Origin of the sequence: Sulfobacillus thermotolerans, assembly GCF_039623705.1 — a bacterium.
Classification (GTDB): domain Bacteria; phylum Bacillota; class Sulfobacillia; order Sulfobacillales; family Sulfobacillaceae; genus Sulfobacillus; species Sulfobacillus thermotolerans.
This window is the reverse complement of the sequence record NZ_CP133983.1, coordinates 202,790-221,007: the sequence shown is the minus strand read 5'-3', so window position 1 is coordinate 221,007 and position 18,218 is coordinate 202,790. Positions and strand designations below refer to the sequence as shown.

Below are 18,218 nucleotides of genomic sequence, written 5' to 3'. Positions count from 1 at the left end.
CCTCACTTTGCCAACATATTTCTTCGTCAAGAAGAGTGCGGCGGAAAGGGCTTGATCTCACCGCTGCCGCGCACACAAATCGCCACGCGCCAGCTATGGGACGGTCAGGAGTATGCCACTTAGGGCGCGTCGTGGACGACTAGCGTAATCACAAACTCCGTGCCAGGACTTAGGTCCTTCACCTGAATTGAGCCGTGATGGCTCTCAACCACGCGCTTGCAAAACGCCAACCCCAACCCATGCCCCTCTATTTTAGAAGTATAATACGGCTGGAACAAAAATGGGCGGATGTCGTTATTAATTCCTTGCCCATCATCACGAACCGCAATGGTCAGCACATGGCCATCTTGTTGCACCGATACCGTGATTTGACCATGTTCGCCAATGGCATCCGCCCCATTATGAATCAGATTTCTAAGGACCTGCCGCAGTAGACGTTTGTCGCCGTAGTAACGCACCGGCACTCCGTGAAGCACCACAGCAATATCATGGTGTGCCAACATCGCCGCATAATCGTCGACCACTTGCTGCACCAAGCCCATCATGTCGAACGCTTCATGCGGATACCCCTCCACAAAACCCGCCATCACGTCTTCTAGTTGACCCGTAATACGCCACATCAGATCATCGATTTTCTGAAGCAACGGGTGAGGCTGTTCCCTCGCCAAGAGTTCAATATATCCTGCTAGCACGGTAAAGGGATTGCGAATTTCATGAATCGCCGTCGATACCATCACACTGGACGCATCATAATGTATCCGTTGAGCAAAATGCATGGCCAAAACGTCTACCCAAACAGGTAAAACGGGATCTGCAAATCCCATGGTTATAGGCCCCACACTACTGTTGACATGATAGACGGATAACGAGGGGGTCAACATCCCAAGAGTGTCATCTTGCCACGTCAAATATTCCAAGTCCACGTTAAGATGGCGCAAAGTATTCCAAAAGTCGAGAACTGTATCCTCCATAACATCACCTGGAGCCGTCTATATCAGTGCAGGAAGTGCTCTTTTACCTGCCGACCGCAACCACTGGCGCACACCTTTGTTGAATCCGGCCTCACACCACATATACAACGTGAGTTTCACGGTTAATCCTTTAGGGGAGATCATTCATACGACTCAAAAAGTCAATCTCGTCCCGACGCAAGAAGATGTTCTCGATTTAAGCCCAGGCGGTATTGAACAAGCCTTGAAGACGTATGACATTGGCGGAATTCCCTGTGCGACCGCCATTTGCTACGACGCTTTTCGGATTCCGCACACCGAGAATGAGCCGGGATTTTCGCCCATTTTACCTCGCCTCGACGCCATGGGCGCGCAAATTGTAGCCCAACCCTCCGCTAACCCGTGGCCTTGGGACGAACCCTTCCCTTTTCAGCCAGGTCACCTTCGCCGCGACCAATGGCGGCAAGAAGGCGCTTACAGCATGTTGTCGACTTTTCATAATATCTCTGTCGTCGTCAATCCGCAGTTGTTGTTCTCAGCGCTTGATATACACTTTGATGGCCAAAGTACCATTTACGGCCGTACAATAAACGGCCCCACTATATTAGCCCAAAGCCCCCATTATCACGCGCAGCCATCGTCCGAAGACATCATCCATACACGCTGGATAACGGAGTAAGAGAATCGTCCAGACCCACGCGAACAGGCGATGGCAAAGAGCCGCCACCGCCTTGTTGTGTCTTACTTGGGATCTTTTTGCAGTCATCGCCGTTATGCGGTCTCAAATCGTTGATAAGAAAAATCGGGGGGCAATGGGGCGTTAGACACCATCCAATCGCGGACAATACGTGCGGTAATAGGAGCTAACAGAAATCCGTGCCGATAGTGGCCGCCCACCGCTAATACTCTTTCATAGCGAGGAACACGCGCTATTAATGGCAATTCTCCTGGAAGCACCGGCCGAAGTCCAGCCCACGGTTCGATGACACTGGCATGGCGTAGTTCCGGAAATAGCCCCACAGCTGCCGTTCCTAAGTCCATTAGGGCCTCAAGGGTAGGATTCTGATCATAGCCTGCCTCAGGCTCGGTTGTTGCTCCTAAAAAATACTGGCCACTCGCTTTGGGAACCACGTATATGTTGTCTCCAAAAATCGGGACTCTCGCCAGTAATTGCGGCAATGCGACCAAAAGACGTTGTCCTTTTACGGGCTTTAACGGCACATCCACTAAATGAGGAAGCCAGGCCCCGGTTGCGACAATCACCATCTGAGCACAAAGACGCCCCGCTGTCGTCATGACACAACCATCCTCGATTCCTGTGACCATCACGCCTGAACGGATTAACGCGTTATGGCTAACAGCCGCTTGGGCCATCATACGCGTTGCACGGTAAGCATCCACTTGCCCGCCTACAACCCAAATGCCTGACGTAATCGCGGGATGGATTTGGGGTGCCCATTCACGTATTGTGGATGCATCCAACCGCTTGACCACGTAACCCATCTGCGTGTGACGACGTATGAAAGGATCCGACGGTCCCCATGCATTTGGTGTGTTCGTCACCCGCACGATTCCTGATAAGTCCAAGTCCAGCCCGAATCCTATGCGCTGCCGGATAGCCTCGTCCCACTCTTGGTATAGGGTCAAAGAGCGCATGCCCCATTCTAAACCGGGTCCTCCTTGGGCAAATTCTATTTGTGGAGCCAACATGCCCCCAGCCCCATAAGAAACGCCCGCACCGACGCGCTCTTGCTCTAACACCGTCACATCAAGACCCGACGCGGCTAAGTCATAGGCTAATGCACAGCCAATCACACCCCCACCTACGATCAGGACGTCTGGTGCATCACCCATAAATTCCCTCCCCCTTAAGAATTCAGCGCCGTTACATCCCATGACCGCAGAAGGGACAATCGTCTCGCGCCGGGATCGTCATAACCCGTGTCGTGGTAGAAAACCCATCCCACTGCCATAGCCGACCCACCAGCGAGCGGCCTGCCTGTAAGACCCATTTCAGCGTTTCTTGGGCTTGCACAAGCCCCGCCATCGCGACCACGGGGCCCAATACCCCCGTTACGGCGCAATCATCGGCTACGTCCCGCACCGACCCAAACAAGCACGTTAAGCAAGGCTTTCCACCCCTCATTCCAAACACCAACGCTTCATAACCTGTCGCCCCGGCAAAGAACATGGGTTTCCCCGAATAGATGCCATAGCGATTCAATGCCTCGCGCGCCAAGCCGTTATCAACCCCATCCAAAACAATGTCCGCCTCGTTCAGCAACTGGTCAGCATTGTCTTCCGTCAGATTCACGCAATGTTTCTCAACCTCCACCGTTAAAGAGAGTTCTTGCAAGCGACTCGCCACAGCATCCACTTTAAATTGTCCGATACTTTGCGGAGTGAGGAGAGTTTGTCGCGAGAGATTGTGGCCCTCGACCCGATCTGGGTCAATTAATATGACCCGGCCGATGCCCTGAGCGACCAGATATTGAAGGGCCGCTTGGCCAATGCCCCCTACGCCCACCACAGCAATGACAGACTTCCTGAGCTGGGCTACCCGGTCTGGTTTAATGCCTGGTAAGGCAATCAGCCGCCTCACCCGCTCTTTGTCCGTGATAACAGAACTAGGATGGGACATGCGCGCGCACCTGTCCTTGCGCAGGAGACGAGGCGGAAGCACGCCACTGTTTAGTCATTCGCCCGGCAAGAAAACCTTGCCGCCCTGCCATCACTGCCCACTTCATCGCCTGCGCCATCGCGACGGGATCTTGGGCCAAAGCAATCGCCGTGTTGATTAAGACTGCATCCGCTCCCAATTCCATGGCCATCGCGGCATCAGCAGCCGCCCCAATGCCTGCGTCCACCACAATCGGCACCCGCGTCACCCGTTCTTTGATTCGCCCGATTACCTCCGTATTGACAATGCCTTGGCCTGAACCAATAGGAGAACCTAAGGGCATCACGGCCGCCGCCCCTTCGTCTTCCAAATGCTTGGCTAACACCGGATCGGGGCTGGTATAGACCATGACGGCAAATCCTTTTTGAACTAACCGCTTCGTCGCCTCAAGCGTCAGGATGGGATCTGGCCACAGCCATTCGTTGTCCCCTATCATTTCTAATTTGATTAAGTCCCCAATACCCGCCGCACGAGCGATGTCCGCTACAAGCAGCGCATCCTGGACGGTGTGACAGCCTGCGGTGTTAGGCAAAATCTTAACCGATGAGGGCAATGCCTCTAGCAGCGACGGTTTTTTGGGCTGGGACAAATCGACCCGGCGCAGTGCCACGGTGACTAATTCGGTTCCAGATGCCGTTATGGCCTCTTGCATAATGGCATCACTCATGTATTTGCCGGTTCCAACAAAGAGGCGGGAATGAAACGCATAAGGGCCGATTTTAACCGGCCCATCTGGACAAATCGACATTAATATCCTCCTCCAACGAAACGAATGATTTCGACCGATTGCCCGGGCTGCAATGTGACATGACCAAATTGCTCACGCGACACGATCGCGCCTTCCACCATGACAGCGACGGCTTGATGCGTGACGCCAAGGGAATTCAGCAGACCACTGACGGTCATGCCGTGTTCAATGGTGCTAGACTCCCCGTTAATCGTAATCACCACCGGATGATATCCCCCTTTCGTTGAGTCCACACCTGCTTAATCGCGGCCGCCGCGTGCTCTGGCTGGGACTGTTGCCAAATGCCGTCTCCAACCACCACACCCGCAACTCCCCAACTCACAACGTCGCACACGGTGTGGGCATTGATGCCTCCAATCGCGAGGACAGGTTTGGCAGTCCTCTTTAAAATTTCCTCAAGGCTAGCGCGTGATCGTGGCATTAACCCCGGTTTCGACCGACTGGCAAAGGCATGCCCCCACACATAACCGTCTGCTTCCTGACGCTCTTCGAACTCGGACAATGAATGGATCGATGCCACAACCGGACCACGCCACTTTGTGGTCCCGCGTTTGATCCATGCATAGCGCGCAGGCCACTGCAGCCCAGAGGCCTGCAGTGCCTGGGCCGCTCTGATATGGCCTCCAATCCACAAAGGCACCGAGGGAACAAGCTCGCGAATGGTGGTGCCCCATGTGAGCCATTCGTCATAGGTGAGCATGGGGCCTCTAAGCCACAGCGCATCTAAGGATTCCCCGACTGCAGGAAGATGGCGGAGATGGGCCGGATCAAACCGGCCGACGTCAATCAGCCCGCATAGCATCGGCTTACGACGGCTCGACCTGGAGTTTCGATCCGCGTTGTCGGAATTCCTCGGCCTTTTCTTGAAGTCCTCGAGCCACTGCGTCGTCTAACGACACTTCATGCTCCTGGGCCCAGTCGCGAAGATCCTGGGTAATTCGCATTGCACAAAACTTGGGCCCGCACATGGAACAAAAATGGGCCGTTTTAGCGGGTTCTGCGGGTAACGTTTCATCATGGAAGGCTAAGGCGGTAGGGGGGTCAATGCTTAAATGAAATTGGTCTGCCCACCGGAACTCAAAGCGCGCCTGAGACAACGCATCGTCCCATGCCTGAGCTGCCGGATGCCCTTTGGCAACGTCTGCGGCATGCGCCGCAATTTTATAGGCGATCACGCCGTCTTTGACGTCATTTCGGTTCGGGAGACCAAGATGCTCCTTCGGTGTCACATAGCACAGCATCGCCGTGCCGTACCATCCAATCATCGCGGCTCCTATGGCCGAGGTGATATGATCATAGCCCGGTGCAATATCTGTTGTCAGGGGGCCCAACGTGTAAAACGGGGCATCATGGCAAATCGCGCGCTCTCTCTCAACATTTTCTTGAATTTTGTGCAAAGGCACGTGTCCTGGCCCCTCGATCATGACCTGCACGTCGTGGCGCCATGCCATCTGAGTCAGATCGCCCAAGGTCTCAAGCTCTGCAAATTGCGCATCATCGTTCGCATCGGCAATAGATCCGGGACGCAGACCATCTCCCAAAGACACCGCAATATCATAGGACTGCAATATCTGGCAAATCTCTTCGAAATGGGTATAAAGAAAATTCTCTTGATGGTGGGCTAAACACCATACCGCCATGATCGATCCCCCACGGGATACAATTCCCGTCACACGGCGCGCAGTTAAAGGGATATACGCTAAGCGCACCCCGGCATGAATGGTGAAGTAGTCGACGCCCTGTTCCGCTTGTTCGATGAGGGTGTCCCGGTAGATTTCCCAAGTAAGTGCTTCGGGGCGTCCTCCCACTTTCTCTAGCGCCTGATAAATGGGGACGGTACCGACCGGCACAGGCGCATTGCGAAGAATCCATTGCCGGGTCGCATGAATGTTTTTCCCTGTGGACAAATCCATCACCGTGTCTGCGCCCCATAACGTAGCCCAGCGCATCTTCTCCACTTCCTCATCAATGGATGAGGCGACGGCCGAATTGCCGATATTGGCATTGATCTTGACGTGAAATCGCCGGCCGATAATCATCGGTTCCGATTCAGGATGATTGATATTGCTGGGAATAATCGCCCGGCCACTGGCTACCTCTTCCCGCACCACTTCCGGATCAAAGCCTTCGCGCAGGGCTACAAACTCCATTTCGGGGGTCACGATGCCTTGTCGTGCGTAGTGCATTTGCGTCACAATTTTTCCCGCTTGAGCCCGAAGCGGTTTTCTATCCAATGATGGCATGACAGGCGCCTGGCCCCGGCCATTATCCTCCGGCTTAACGGGGCGAGCCGGATATTCTTCAACATCTTCGCGTGCCATAATCCACGGGCGCCTTAAGGGAGGAAGTCCCTGCCGAATATCCACAGATACCCGCTCGTCCGTATAAGGACCACTCGTGTCATAGACACGGAGCGTATTGGGCCCCTCCCCCGCATTGAGAACAATCTCACGCATGGGCACCTGGATATCGGCGCGACTGCCGGCAATGTAGACTTTGTGACTTGCAGGAAATACCTCATAGGCATTGGATATAGGGGGTTTAGACGTCATCAAGCATCCTCCTCAGCACAGAATGAACAAGAGGACCGAATCCCTGATGAGGGGACAAAACCCCGGGGTGAAGTTGTCGAATACGTGGTAAAAACACATGTCCCTCCGCTGGCATTACCCAGATCAGGTCTTACGGTCGGTGGAGTACTCCACCCTCTCAGCCCGGTTCCGCGAGCTCCCGTTGTCACCACTATGCCTGGTGATACCCTTTTTGGCAAGAGGTATTTGCCGATTCATGCGTAATTTTCTAAAAAATTGCACCTCCTTCACACGGTGCCGAGGCAAAACAAAGCAAATCGTGAGGCTTGGCAAAGACACCACAAGATAGCCTGTGGTATAAATAAAGGCATGTCAACGACCACGTTATGGATACAAATTGATTTCCCCGCCACCCAGCAGAAGTCTTGGATCTTTCAAGATCCTGACGCTATTGTTGCAGCATATCAGGTGAGTGACGTCGCAGCATGTCTCAATCAGCTCCAAGCCGCGACCCAAAGTGGAAAATGGGTAGCAGGCTACATCGCGTATGACGCAGCACCGGGGATTGACCCACAGATGGTGGTCCAATCCTCCCCCTCTGACGTGCCCTTACTGCTCTTTGGCATCTTTTCTCAACCGCCCCTTGTGAAAGATCAGGACGTTCTCACCACAGTGCCCCCCGCAAAATGGACCCCTGACGAAGACGCCAAGACACATGCCCAAAAAATCTCACGCATTCATGACGCCATCCGGGAGGGCCTGACCTACCAAACCAATTACACCTTTCGGCTTCGCAGCACGCTATCCGAGTCACCTTTTTCCTATTATCAAACGCTACGTATGGCCCAGCAAGCATCGTATAGTATGTATATCGAAACCGAATCGCTTGCGGTCCTTTCCTTGTCGCCCGAACTCTTCTTTTCCTTTGATCACGGACATGTTGTGACGCGTCCGATGAAAGGCACCGCGCCCCGGGGCCGCTATCGCGACGAAGATCAAAAGATGGCAGATGACTTGCAGCATTCGGACAAAAACCGGGCCGAAAACGTCATGATTACCGACCTCCTGCGCAATGATTTAGGTCGCATTGCGATAACAGGCAGTGTCCAGACCACTGCCCTATGGGATATTGAAGCCTATCCCACGGTGTGGCAAATGACGTCAACGGTTGAAGCCGATATTCCCGAATATCGGGGATGGATACATGTCATGCAAAGCTTATTTCCCAGTGGTTCCATTACGGGCGCCCCTAAACTTAGCACGATGAAACTGATTGCAACGCTCGAGTCCTCTCCACGTGGGATATATTGCGGCACCCTCGGATATGCAACGCCTGAAGGTTCTGCCACCTTCAATGTGGCCATTCGCACCATTGTCGTCGATACAAGGACGCATCACGCCGAATTTGGAACCGGTGGCGGCATCACTTGGGATTCCAAGGCCTCTGATGAATATGAGGAATTGTTGACAAAAAGTCAGTTTCTCACGCACCAGCCTCCACGCTTTGATCTGTTGGAAACGATGCGCCTTGATGATGGTGTCTACTGGCTATTGTCCCATCATATGCAAAGGCTCTTGGCATCTGCGCAATTTTACGGATACACCATACCTCTTCCCGAGATTTACAAAGCTCTTCAAGCCATTGCTGACACACATCCTCAAGGTTCTTGGAAAGTGCGGCTCACGCTCGCTCTTAGCGGGTCTATCTCCACCACCATCAGCCCCTTGGTGCCGATTCTCTCCCCCCAAAAGGCCGCGTGGGCCGCTTCTCCTGTCGACGCCCGCAAACCATGGCTATTTCACAAAACAACGGAGCGGACGCTTTATGATCACCATCATCCCCATACGTCTAAGGTATTCGACCATTTGCTATGGAATGAACAGGGCGAAGTCACAGAGTTTACGCGGGGCAATCTTGTGATTTGGCGAGACGGCCAGCTCGTAACGCCCGCACGAGAGTCCGGCTTATTGGCGGGAACCTTTCGGGCCTTTTTACTCGAGCAAGGCGAGATCCAAGAAGGCCGGATCACGCGCGATGATCTGCGCCGCTGCCCGCGGGCGTGGTTCATTAATAGCCTGCACGGCTGGATTCCCATTGATCTGCCGATTTTAGATTAACATCCTAATTTTGCATAAGACTTATCCTGGCTCGAAGCTCGGTTGCCAAATTTTGTAATTTAAGGTAAACTTACCCTAACATCAAGGGAGGGATACCGGATGTCTATACCCCGCATTGCGGTTTGCCAGCTCGCATACCAGCGGGATCTTGATAAAGCGCTGGCGCGAGCGGTCGAGTCCGTCCGTCAGGCGGCCAGCCGCGGTGCGGATATTGCCGTCTTACCCGAATGGTTTTTAGGTTTAAATCCGGTAGAAGTTATCCCCAATCGTTTAACACAGGCGCTGAGCCGCGTGGCCAGTGAATTGGGTCTGATTGTCGTGACGGGCTCGGTTCGGGTCTTAGATGGCGTGACCATTAAAAAGCAACAACGCGGACTCGTTGTCGAGAAAGATGGCACCATTGTCGGTACCCAGTCGAAAGTCAATTTCCAACCCACGGAACGGCCATGGTTTGAACCCGGATCAGGCATCACCGCCATCCACACCCGCTGGGGGCGCATCGTCATTTTGTTAGGGCTCGATGCATGGGATCAAGATTTATGGCATCAAGCTCAAGCCCTTCAACCCGAACTGGTGGTGATGGCAGCCAGCCCTCGCACCGTGACCGAGCGGAACCACATGCAAGAACTCGCCGTCAGTCACAGCTTGGAAATCCAAGCGACCGTGGTTGTCGCACCCATTATCGGACGATTTTCTGGACAAAATTACCTAGGCGGCGCCCTCATTGCGCACCAAGGCCGCCTGTTAAGCATGGCTGGTGAAGAACCTGTCCTCTTAATGGCCGACGATCCCCAGGCACCGTTGATCCAACTCGGCGTGACTGATGTCTCCAGTTATATCCCGCAGTGCCCACCGCCTGTCGGCATGACGACCTTTGCTCGCAAAGCGATTGAACCGGAAGCCGAAAAAAAAGTCCTCTGTGACTGGGGGGCGCTTCTCGCAGATGATGTGCGAGACGCTGGAAGACAGCTCTTAGCCATGGCCCAAGAGAATCCACGGTGGCTGGCTTTGGCGCCGGCCCGAGCTCACCAGGCTGAGGCTTTAAACGACTTGCTCGAGAGCGGCGCTGCCGGCTGTTTCCTGTATCCAGCGCTCGACCGCTTGATGCCCTATGACGCTGGTATTATGGCGTTGACATCGGTCATGGCCCGGTTTCGGCGCCCGGTTGTCATTCACACCGGTCCCGGGCCTAATCCGCTGCGGTATGAATCACCTTTGCTCTGGGATGAGTTTCTATCAGCTATTCCGCAATGCCCCGTGATTTTCATCCATTCCGGGCAAATGCGCCCTTTCTGGGACGAAGTCCTGTTGCTAGCCCACCGCCATGCGCATTGTTATCTCGAAACCTCGTTAGTGCCCTTGGACCTGTTACAAGAAGCTTTGCGCCAACTTGGTGCGGCCCGATTAGTCTTTGGCAGTGGCGGTGCAGAAAGCCTTTTTATGGACGAATGGCAGAAGCTTGAAGCGCTGAAACCACTGTTGTCGCCTGCCGAATGGAATGACATTACGGGGCAGACCGCTCGCAACATCTTTTTTGAATCACACATGGTGCCATGGACCAGGATCCACATTAGAGCATGTATTACCTATTTCTTGGGGCGGCCGCACCACAATGGACAACTGTGTCATTGCGTGCCGAGCCTGTAATCATTCCCGTAACAATGCGCTGCCTTCGCAATTTATCGCTTGGACGGGATTTAAGCCTACTCATCCTGTGATTTTGCGCATTTTGCATAACGAAGAACAGGAGTTACGCAAAGCGAGACGATCCTTGCGCAACCGTCCCATTGAATCTTGCGCGAGTAAAGAAGAAGCCCAGATCTGGGTTGCCTTTCATCAAGGCGCGTTTGATACCTCAAGACCCGCCCCGCCGGATCAACCAAGCAGTCGCTTCCGTCCGGATTCGCGGCCTTTTTTGCAGTTTTTTGTCCCCTAAGATTACGAAGGTTGCCAACTCCCCAAAACCGTTTGTCCCAAAGTTTCTTGAGACTTAGGCACGCGAATCCGAATCGCTTTCGTGCCACCGTGATCCGTCCATACCGCGTAATACGTCACTTGCTTATGTCGTACGATTTTCCATTCGTGTATGTGCGGCGAGACCCGCGTAATGGGTTTTGCCATCCGTGGAAGCTTGTTCAAGGAAAATCGCGCTAAAAAGCGTAGCCCCTCGCCATGATGTCCAGACTCCACATAAGCCTGTCCGTGGTCTAATGCGTGCCATGAGGCAGGAATCGTCACGCTTTCATGATGTACGTGCACCACATGCCAGTGACCACTTTGCGAGCCGAGCCAAATACCACCTACTACGATTGCAGCTACCGCCGCTGCTCCTGAAATCCAAGCCACCGTTTTCATAACTCTATGATAACACCTTTGCTTTCGGCAGGGAGACAGAATCTTGTTCTCATCAATAATGACCACAGTCACTGACTAAAGCCATTGACTATGGTCATTATGCCTTCTTATAATCGGCTGCAGAAAGGAGCATCCCCTATGTCGACTCGCACTGTGCAAAAACACGCAACGCACCAGAAAATTTTCTCAACCGCCCTACACCTGTTCCGCACCCAAGGATTTGAGCAAACGTCTGTCGACCAGATTGTGCGCGCTGCCGGCGTCTCCAAAGGCTCATTTTTTGTGCATTTTCCTACTAAAAAAGCCATCTTCACCACATATGTGGACCACCTCACCGACACTTTTTTGCCATCTTTGCCAAAGTGGCTGGCATTGCCTCCTATCGACGGCTTACATCAGGCGACAAAAGCCTTAACACAGGTCGCCGAACAAGACTATGCCCTTCTGCCCTACATTATTGAAGCCGAGTTGCTCGCAGAGCCGTGGGATGATGGACGCCTTAGCAGCCTTCATCACATCTTCGACCCGTTAATAACACACGCGCAATCAGCTGGCGTGGTGCGCTCTGACCTGTCAGCAGCACAGTTGGCGGACCACTGGTTATCGACCTTTATCTTTTTAGGCTTAGGCGTCGGCGTGGTCATTATGACAACCTTAACGATGGTGCAATTGGCCATTGCGCCGGACTCTTTAGGGCGTGCCACAGGCTTTTATAATTTAGCCCGCAATATTGGCAACACCCTAGGGCCTGGGCTCTTGGCGGTCTAGTCTTTTTGATGTGGCAACCCCTTAAACGCTCCTCTTTAGCTATCAAAGCTCTGCGCTTAACCACCGCTGTGCATGACGTGAATGCCGCTCTCATTTTGCTCATTGCAGCGTTGACACTGCTGTCTCTCAAAACCACAACGAACCCCCATCTTGCAAAGTAAAAGGCTCCCCCCAACAATCTTGGGGGGAGCCTTGAGCTTCCCAGCGGTCTTCATAGCCGTTTAGTCAGCTACGGCGACCTGGTCATTGGGCACATCATCCGTCGCCGGCTGCAACGGAGCTTGACGAAAATACGGCTGTCCCTGCGCCCAATAGATGCCTAGGGGAATAAGCCCCAGCACCATCGAGCCCATCCCGATCAGCACTGTGGTAGCCCCTAAGCTTTCCAGAGACTGGAAAAGAATCCAAAACATAAACAAGGCTCCGATCAAAGGCCAAAGCCCGATAAACAGCAAATTGCTAAAGGATTTGAAGAGCCATTCGCGGTACGCCACCACCACAGCTAGCCCCGCTAAGCCATAATAAATCGCAATTTGCAAGCCAATCGCATTAATGGCATCGGTCATAATCGTGCTCACAGAGCCAATAAAGTTCGAAGCCACAAATAAGACCAAAGAAAGAATTCCGACGACAATGCTGGCAATCCATGGCGTCCGCCACCGCGGATGGACCGCGGCAAAGACCCGCGGCAACGTGTGGTCCCGTCCCATCGCAAATAACGAGCGTGTCACCTGAATCAGCGTGGTTTCTAACGTCGCAATCGTCGAAAGCATCACCGCAAAGGACAATATAGTGCCGCCGACCCCTGGCCAAATCTTCTGGCCTAGCACGGCCAACACATCCGCACTGTTTGCATTAATCACAGAAGCCGATAGCGTCATATTGGTCGCCACCGTAAAAATCTCAAACAAGAGAAACACAATCACCACGCCGTACAGGCCCCCCTGTCCGGGTAATGTCTTGGCGTTTTTCGTCTCTTCGTTCAGGTTTGCGCTGACGTCCCAGCCCCAATAGTAAAACGCGGCGACTAACGCGCCCGCTGCAAATCCGCTCACCCCTTTGAATTTTGTCAACGCAAACCATGACCAGGAAAAATGCATGCGCGCATCTGTGCTGGCATGGATAATCGCCAACACCGCAAAAACAAGCAAAATAGCGACTTCCACCGCCGACATCATCCACTGCACCCGGGTCGTGATCCGTATCCCAATCATCACCATGATAGCCATGGCAATAAACCATAAACTCCCGACAATCGTCACCAATAGAACATTGTTGGCCCAATGCGGATTAAAGAGCGCTAACGTCACCGATCCCGCGGGCAACGATCCCGCCACCATAAACAAGGTTGCCGATACCAAGAGCGCCCATCCCGCGATATAGCCCAAAATAGGATGCAACGATCGTCCCACCCACGCGTAGCTCGCCCCCGCATTGGTCTGCATCTTCCCTAAATACATAAAAGCCCACGCAATACCAAACATCGGAATGCCGCAATAGAGCAATGCTGCAGGCCCTTGCATGGCCACAGCCCCAATTAACACGGCAGTCGACGCCGCGATGGAATACGCCGGAGCACTGCCCGCTATCGCCATGATAATGGCGTCAAACCGTCCTAACACATTGGCGTCAAGACCCACTCTCTGTGGTTGATTCACCCACTCGTCCTCCTTATCAATCCCCTTTGTCATGTCGTCCTGAAGACCACCACGGAGAATGCGCATTCCATCGTCTTGCCGTATCGTTCTCACCGCAGCAAAGCGCGCAGCGCCGACCTCTCCTTGGACCTTCCCTAAAACGCAAAACCGCCAGGGGCAACTGAGACCAAGGACCACAAGCTGAATTTTTCATCATTCACGTAGGAAGCCAGTCCGAACAAGATGCTGGGCAGCATCTTCGGCCATCAACTGACCGACACCTGCAATATTCGCGCTCTCACCCTAAATTCCCTTGTTCATCATGCCCACTTCACACAGAAAATTTTTCCCAACTGCCCAATGCGGTAAAGTATGTGAAACTTACTAGCTCGCCATAATTTCCTGGTGTGCGTCTCTATTGACACAACTCCCCCATTATAGCCAAGATCAGCAGGGGTAAGTCGCCCGGGATTTCATGACCGCCCGTCCTAAAGAGTGATGTCGTTATCACTACGCAGGGGGATAAAGCCTACATATTACGTCTGACAAAGCCATTTATTTTTCGCATACGAAAGGTGGATATTATGTCATCATCCATGGCATTGGCCTGGAGCGAGCAACTAAACGCTGTCATCCATGCCTATGAGAACCTAGTTGAAGCGTGGTGGGATCTGCAAGCAGCTAGTCATGAACTTGAAGGCATCGCGACAACCACAAAAGAAGTAACGGCAGCCGTAGAGACGGTAGCAGGTCATGCACAGCAGGTCCAAGATGGTTTAACCATCATCCGCAAGCACGTAGCTTTGGCAGATGATGTCCCCGCCCACCTTCAAGCCGCTGCAAGTCAAGTCTCTTCAGCAGTCTCTGGCGTAGTGCGTGAAGTTACCCTACTCACCTCGCAGGTGCATGAAGTGGGACAACTGGTCTCAGTGGTGACAGAAGTTGCCGACTCTACAAACCTTTTAGCGCTCAATGCGGCCATTGAAGCCGCGCGCGCTGGTGACGCTGGGCGTGGATTTGCGGTCGTCGCTGATGAGGTTCGGGCGCTTGCCCAACGCACGAAAAGCTCCACCAATAATGCACTAAAAGTGCTCGATACGGTACACAGGCAGCAGACCGTACCCAAGGCGTCTCGACTGCTGTCCAAAGTGATGCGGATGCTATGGGCCACACGGTAGAGCAAACCCAGACGGCTCTCGGTGGCATCGTCGAATCGCTTGAAACCATCTTGCCTTTGTTAACGACCACATTGCTTGCCGTGCAGGAACAAAAGTCTTCGTTAGAGGCGGTCGCGGGGCGTCTGGCGGCTCAGCAACAAGCTGTGCATGCAACCGTCGGAGCCTTTGGGCAATCCACTCGGTTTCTCGCCGACGCCGTACAGCAGGCCGAGCAGAACCGGCACAACGCAATTGAAGCCGCAGGCAGCTTAGCCGTAGCCGATCAATTGCGCTTGGCCATAACCGATCACTACCTGTGGCGGTACCGGTTGTATCAAGCGGCTCTGAAATCCGGCCCAGTACCAGACATCAAGCGCGCAGGCGACTTCCATGGTTGCCGTGTGGGCCAACTTCTCGACACGTTGCGCACAGAGGGCGAGCATCAACAAATCGCCCGGGATCATGAAGTGTTTCACCACCAAACCGTTTCCCTCATCCAAGCGTTACAGCGCTCAGGTTCATGGGACCGAACCCTCTGGCATCAATGGCTAGAACGTGGACAGCAATTGGCCCAATTGCTGGAAGCATGGGCTCAAGACATCCTCCAAAACCCTATGGCATATCAAAAATCTTGACGGACAATGAGAAGATTTCACGCCTTTATTAGAGCTCGGTGGTTTCTATTAGCTGCCTATGTTCCTGTGACATGTCTGACCCAAGCCACGCAAAGGCTTGGGCTTATTTTCTGATGTGTTGGGTTGTGGTGTGTTTAAAGGCACAAACCACGTTGCGAAGTTCGCTGATCCAGCCGCGACCGACTCGGTAAAATTGCTTTGAATGCCAGGACCATGGGCTGCAGGATTACCGGTGATTGCCCTAGGCTTACGCCATTGGTCTATGGCGGTCCCGCCGGGTTGTTCACGCAGCAGGTTGATCTCGCTTAGTTTCTCCCCTGAAGCCGCACGACGCCCTCTTGTATTGTGCGGCTTCCCATACCCATGGCTACGCTTTAGCGCCTTTCATCTTGAGAGAATTCCTTGCTACTATCGCTAACTTTTTTCAGCAACCCTAGCAGTTGCTGCTGATCATCAGGCGACAAAGCTTTTAAATGTTGCTGCCACATCGCGTGCCTCGCAGTCCGCACCGATTCCACCATCGACCGCCCTAACGCGGTGACGGTAAGAAAGTGGCGCCGACGGTCTTGGGAATCGGGTTCTTGTCCTACATACCCTAAATCCCTTAGGCGTCGCAAGACCGATGACGTGGCAGGGCGCCCGACTCCCATCTTGTCTGCTAAGGCGGAGGCGCTAATCGCATGATGCCGATAGAGTATCATCAGCGCTCGAATCTCTGCGCCATTTAGCGCAGGCGTATCGGTTTTAGCACGCCAGCGCCAGCCCAGGCGGACAAACCGCTCCACCTCCATGACAAGTTCCTCGAGTACATCTGAATCGGACACCCCATATCCCCCTTGATTGTGTACATATGCTGTTCATTATGCCATACGCGACAAACGACTAATGGTCACGGAGAGAAAGAAAATACGGCTGCTTTTCGCCGTGATTCATCACGCCAGCGAAAACCAGCCGTACCACACGCGCTTTTTCATCACATGTGTTCAGGAACACTAATGCCTAAAAGGCCCAATCCCAAACTCAGTACCGAAAGTGTCGCTTCGCAAAGGGCAACACGGGCCATCGTGACAGCTGGCGCCTCGTCTAATATGCGGTGTTGGCGATAGAAAGAATGAAAGGCTTGGGCCAACTCCGTCAGATACTTGGGCAGATATTGCGGAGCGCGGTCTAATGCTGCTCGCCTCACAATATCCGGATAGCGCGCCAAGACAAACAGCAATCGACGCTCCAAGGGCTGGGATAATAACGCCGGCTCCCAAATTAATTCGGCATGGACACTCTCTCGCCACTGGCGTAAGACACTATGAATCCGCGCCGCGGCATATTGAATGTAAAACACCGGATTATCGTTGCTCTTCAACTCAGCTAAACCCAAGTCAAAATCCATCGGTGTATTGGGAGCCCGCTCTAAGAAAAAGAACCGCGCGGCATCCACGCCTACTTCCTCAATCAGGTCGGCAAGCGCCACAAATTGCCCACCCCGTTTGGACATGCGCACGAGCTCGCCATCACGCACAAGCCTAACCAATTGAATGATCATCACATCAAAGTGATCGGGGGCATAGCCCAAAGCCGTAACCAAGGCGCGCATACGGCCAATATAGCCATGATGATCCGGGCCTAATAAATCAATCACCCAATCATAGCCACGCTCAAATTTCTGGGCATGATAGGCTGCATCGGGGACAAAATACGTGTACGTGCCATCAGATTTCACTAACACGCGGTCCTTGTCGTCCCCAAACCGCGTGGACATAAACCATTTCGCGCCCTCTGCTTCTTGCACCACACCCAAATCCTCGAGACGCTGCACAATGTGCTCCGGAGCCTGCTGGTCCCGCAGGTCCTTTTCAAACGTCCAGTGCTCAAATGTTACGCCAAACGTTTTCAACACCTGCTCTTGCTCAGAACGAAGGACTTCGGCCCCATATTGTCCAAGCATCCACAACGTATCAGGGGTTGGCTGCTCGGCCACAAATGCGGGATGCTGCTTAAGGTATTGCCGCGCAACCTCGATCACATACTCTCCTGGGTAAACCCCTTCCGGCCACTCCTCTATGATGTGGCCCTGGAGTTCTTGAATGCGCAAGAATATCGCATGGCCCAGCTTCCCAATCTGGTTGCCGGCATTGTTCACATAAAATTCGCGATCCGCATGGTATCCACTAACATTCATGATGCGCGCCATGGCATCACCCACGGCAGCCGCGCGTCCGCTCACAATGACTAAAGGTCCCGTCGGGTTGGCCGATACAAATTCAATCAGCACTCGTTGCCCTTGACCCGCATCATTGTGCCCATATTGGGGCCCTTGCACACGAATATCATTGACGACTTGGGCAAGCCAAGGTGTCTGCAAGGTGAAGTTAAGAAAGCCCGGGCCCGCCGCTTCAACCGACGCTAACATTGGTATGCTCTGACGCAAAAATTCGGCCAAAGGTTGGGCCAAGGCTTGCGGAGCCGTTCGCATCGGCTTAGCGGCGCGCAAGCAGACACTGGTGGTCAAATCCCCATGCCCCGTCTCCGTGGGAACGTCCACGTCCGCAAGGTCTGCCAATTCTGGGTGGCCTTGACGCGCAAACCACTGAGCAATCCCTTCTTGTATGGCGAAGCGCGCGTCATCTAATCGTGCCATGGAA

At 53.5% G+C, this 18,218-nt stretch carries 18 protein-coding genes, 1 pseudogene and 1 riboswitch; of the genes and pseudogenes, 8 read left to right on the top strand and 11 right to left on the bottom strand.

Going from position 1 to position 18,218, the window contains the following annotated elements:
* Positions 1 to 119: 119 nt before the first annotated feature.
* Entirely contained in the window at positions 120 to 971 is an 852-nt protein-coding gene (locus ORD20_RS00960) for a sensor histidine kinase (RefSeq protein ID WP_430626414.1), read from the bottom strand.
* A 109-nt stretch (positions 972 to 1,080) separates the two neighbouring features.
* Between ORD20_RS00960 and ORD20_RS00955 the strand changes: the two genes are divergently transcribed.
* The gene (locus ORD20_RS00955) at positions 1,081 to 1,629 is read left to right on the top strand and encodes a hypothetical protein (RefSeq protein WP_430626413.1); all 549 of its coding nucleotides are present in this window, start codon (positions 1,081 to 1,083) and stop codon (positions 1,627 to 1,629) included.
* Between the two features lie 92 nt (positions 1,630 to 1,721).
* Here ORD20_RS00955 and ORD20_RS00950 read toward each other — a convergent pair whose 3' ends face one another.
* Genes ORD20_RS00950 through thiC form a run of 6 tightly spaced genes read right to left on the bottom strand, consistent with a single transcriptional unit; the run spans position 1,722 to position 6,930 of the window.
* The gene (locus tag ORD20_RS00950) at positions 1,722 to 2,804 is read right to left on the bottom strand and encodes an NAD(P)/FAD-dependent oxidoreductase (protein WP_158246309.1); all 1,083 of its coding nucleotides are present in this window, start codon (positions 2,802 to 2,804) and stop codon (positions 1,722 to 1,724) included.
* Between the two features lie 31 nt (positions 2,805 to 2,835).
* Complete coding sequence (locus ORD20_RS00945; RefSeq protein WP_103375936.1) at positions 2,836 to 3,591, bottom strand: HesA/MoeB/ThiF family protein; 756 nt, start codon at positions 3,589 to 3,591, stop codon at positions 2,836 to 2,838.
* Complete coding sequence (locus ORD20_RS00940) at positions 3,578 to 4,378, bottom strand: thiazole synthase (RefSeq protein WP_103375935.1); 801 nt, start codon at positions 4,376 to 4,378, stop codon at positions 3,578 to 3,580. Before ORD20_RS00940 ends, ORD20_RS00945 begins: the two co-directional genes overlap by 14 nt.
* Positions 4,378 to 4,578 carry a sulfur carrier protein ThiS gene (gene thiS, locus ORD20_RS00935; protein WP_242968565.1) on the bottom strand — a complete coding sequence of 67 codons (201 nt, stop codon included), beginning with the start codon at positions 4,576 to 4,578 and terminating at the stop codon, positions 4,378 to 4,380. Before thiS ends, ORD20_RS00940 begins: the two co-directional genes overlap by 1 nt.
* A complete protein-coding gene (locus ORD20_RS00930) occupies positions 4,575 to 5,180 on the bottom strand; it encodes a thiamine phosphate synthase (RefSeq protein ID WP_103375933.1) in 606 nt (201 codons plus the stop codon). Before ORD20_RS00930 ends, thiS begins: the two co-directional genes overlap by 4 nt.
* 4 nt (positions 5,181 to 5,184) lie before the next feature.
* Positions 5,185 to 6,930, bottom strand: a complete 1,746-nt coding sequence (gene thiC, locus ORD20_RS00925; protein ID WP_103375932.1) for a phosphomethylpyrimidine synthase ThiC — start codon at positions 6,928 to 6,930, stop codon at positions 5,185 to 5,187.
* Between the two features lie 81 nt (positions 6,931 to 7,011).
* Positions 7,012 to 7,122: riboswitch (TPP riboswitch) on the bottom strand.
* A gap of 156 nt (positions 7,123 to 7,278) precedes the next feature.
* On the opposite strand from thiC, the gene pabB reads away from it, so the two are divergent.
* The 3 genes from pabB (at position 7,279) to ORD20_RS00910 (ending at position 10,963) form a co-directional block, all read left to right on the top strand.
* Positions 7,279 to 9,027, top strand: a complete 1,749-nt coding sequence (gene pabB, locus ORD20_RS00920; RefSeq protein ID WP_103375931.1) for an aminodeoxychorismate synthase component I — start codon at positions 7,279 to 7,281, stop codon at positions 9,025 to 9,027.
* 99 nt (positions 9,028 to 9,126) lie between these two features.
* Entirely contained in the window at positions 9,127 to 10,674 is a 1,548-nt protein-coding gene (locus tag ORD20_RS00915; protein WP_430626412.1) for a nitrilase-related carbon-nitrogen hydrolase, read from the top strand.
* Positions 10,562 to 10,963: an HNH endonuclease gene (locus ORD20_RS00910; protein ID WP_430626411.1), complete on the top strand. Its 402-nt coding sequence runs from the start codon at positions 10,562 to 10,564 to the stop codon at positions 10,961 to 10,963. The genes ORD20_RS00915 and ORD20_RS00910 overlap by 113 nt, the downstream gene beginning before the upstream one ends.
* Before the next feature lie 2 nt (positions 10,964 to 10,965).
* Here ORD20_RS00910 and ORD20_RS00905 read toward each other — a convergent pair whose 3' ends face one another.
* A complete protein-coding gene (locus ORD20_RS00905) occupies positions 10,966 to 11,382 on the bottom strand; it encodes a hypothetical protein (RefSeq protein ID WP_103375928.1) in 417 nt (138 codons plus the stop codon).
* A 138-nt stretch (positions 11,383 to 11,520) separates the two neighbouring features.
* Between ORD20_RS00905 and ORD20_RS00900 the strand changes: the two genes are divergently transcribed.
* On the top strand, positions 11,521 to 12,150 hold the full coding sequence (locus ORD20_RS00900; protein WP_430626410.1) for a TetR family transcriptional regulator: 630 nt from the start codon (positions 11,521 to 11,523) through the stop codon (positions 12,148 to 12,150).
* A 5-nt stretch (positions 12,151 to 12,155) separates the two neighbouring features.
* Positions 12,156 to 12,311 (top strand): hypothetical protein, encoded by a 156-nt coding sequence (locus tag ORD20_RS00895; RefSeq protein ID WP_430626409.1) that lies wholly within the window; start codon positions 12,156 to 12,158, stop codon positions 12,309 to 12,311.
* A 60-nt stretch (positions 12,312 to 12,371) separates the two neighbouring features.
* Here the strand turns inward: ORD20_RS00895 and ORD20_RS00890 are convergent, their stop codons facing one another.
* Positions 12,372 to 13,808, bottom strand: coding sequence for an APC family permease (locus tag ORD20_RS00890; protein ID WP_242968564.1), 1,437 nt, complete (start codon positions 13,806 to 13,808; stop codon positions 12,372 to 12,374).
* Between the two features lie 563 nt (positions 13,809 to 14,371).
* Between ORD20_RS00890 and ORD20_RS00885 the strand changes: the two are divergent.
* Positions 14,372 to 14,858, top strand: a pseudogene (locus tag ORD20_RS00885) (methyl-accepting chemotaxis protein); the annotation flags it as partial.
* Positions 14,859 to 14,949: 91 nt separating this feature from the next.
* Positions 14,950 to 15,579: a hypothetical protein gene (locus ORD20_RS00880; protein ID WP_103375924.1), complete on the top strand. Its 630-nt coding sequence runs from the start codon at positions 14,950 to 14,952 to the stop codon at positions 15,577 to 15,579.
* A gap of 374 nt (positions 15,580 to 15,953) precedes the next feature.
* On the opposite strand, the gene ORD20_RS00875 is transcribed toward ORD20_RS00880, so the two are convergent.
* Together ORD20_RS00875 and argS are read right to left on the bottom strand one after the other, a co-directional pair.
* A complete protein-coding gene (locus ORD20_RS00875) occupies positions 15,954 to 16,403 on the bottom strand; it encodes a MarR family winged helix-turn-helix transcriptional regulator (RefSeq protein WP_103375923.1) in 450 nt (149 codons plus the stop codon).
* Positions 16,404 to 16,552: 149 nt separating this feature from the next.
* The gene (gene argS / locus ORD20_RS00870) at positions 16,553 to 18,214 is read right to left on the bottom strand and encodes an arginine--tRNA ligase (RefSeq protein ID WP_103375922.1); all 1,662 of its coding nucleotides are present in this window, start codon (positions 18,212 to 18,214) and stop codon (positions 16,553 to 16,555) included.
* Between the last annotated feature and the right edge of the window lie 4 nt (positions 18,215 to 18,218).

Bases quoted from the DNA above. Each gene is read 5' to 3' on its own strand.
- ORD20_RS00960 (WP_430626414.1), bottom strand. From the start codon at position 971: ATGGAGGATACAGTTCTCGACTTTTGGAATACTTTGCGCCATCTTAAC.
- ORD20_RS00950 (WP_158246309.1), bottom strand. From the start codon at position 2,804: ATGGGTGATGCACCAGACGTCCTGATCGTAGGTGGGGGTGTGATTGGC.
- ORD20_RS00945 (WP_103375936.1), bottom strand. From the start codon at position 3,591: ATGTCCCATCCTAGTTCTGTTATCACGGACAAAGAGCGGGTGAGGCGG.
- ORD20_RS00940 (WP_103375935.1), bottom strand. From the start codon at position 4,378: ATGTCGATTTGTCCAGATGGGCCGGTTAAAATCGGCCCTTATGCGTTT.
- ORD20_RS00930 (WP_103375933.1), bottom strand. From the start codon at position 5,180: ATGCTATGCGGGCTGATTGACGTCGGCCGGTTTGATCCGGCCCATCTC.
- thiC (WP_103375932.1), bottom strand. From the start codon at position 6,930: ATGACGTCTAAACCCCCTATATCCAATGCCTATGAGGTATTTCCTGCA.
- pabB (WP_103375931.1), top strand. From the start codon at position 7,279: ATGTCAACGACCACGTTATGGATACAAATTGATTTCCCCGCCACCCAG.
- ORD20_RS00915 (WP_430626412.1), top strand. From the start codon at position 9,127: ATGTCTATACCCCGCATTGCGGTTTGCCAGCTCGCATACCAGCGGGAT.
- ORD20_RS00905 (WP_103375928.1), bottom strand. From the start codon at position 11,382: ATGAAAACGGTGGCTTGGATTTCAGGAGCAGCGGCGGTAGCTGCAATC.
- ORD20_RS00900 (WP_430626410.1), top strand. From the start codon at position 11,521: ATGTCGACTCGCACTGTGCAAAAACACGCAACGCACCAGAAAATTTTC.
- ORD20_RS00880 (WP_103375924.1), top strand. From the start codon at position 14,950: ATGGGCCACACGGTAGAGCAAACCCAGACGGCTCTCGGTGGCATCGTC.
- argS (WP_103375922.1), bottom strand. From the start codon at position 18,214: ATGGCACGATTAGATGACGCGCGCTTCGCCATACAAGAAGGGATTGCT.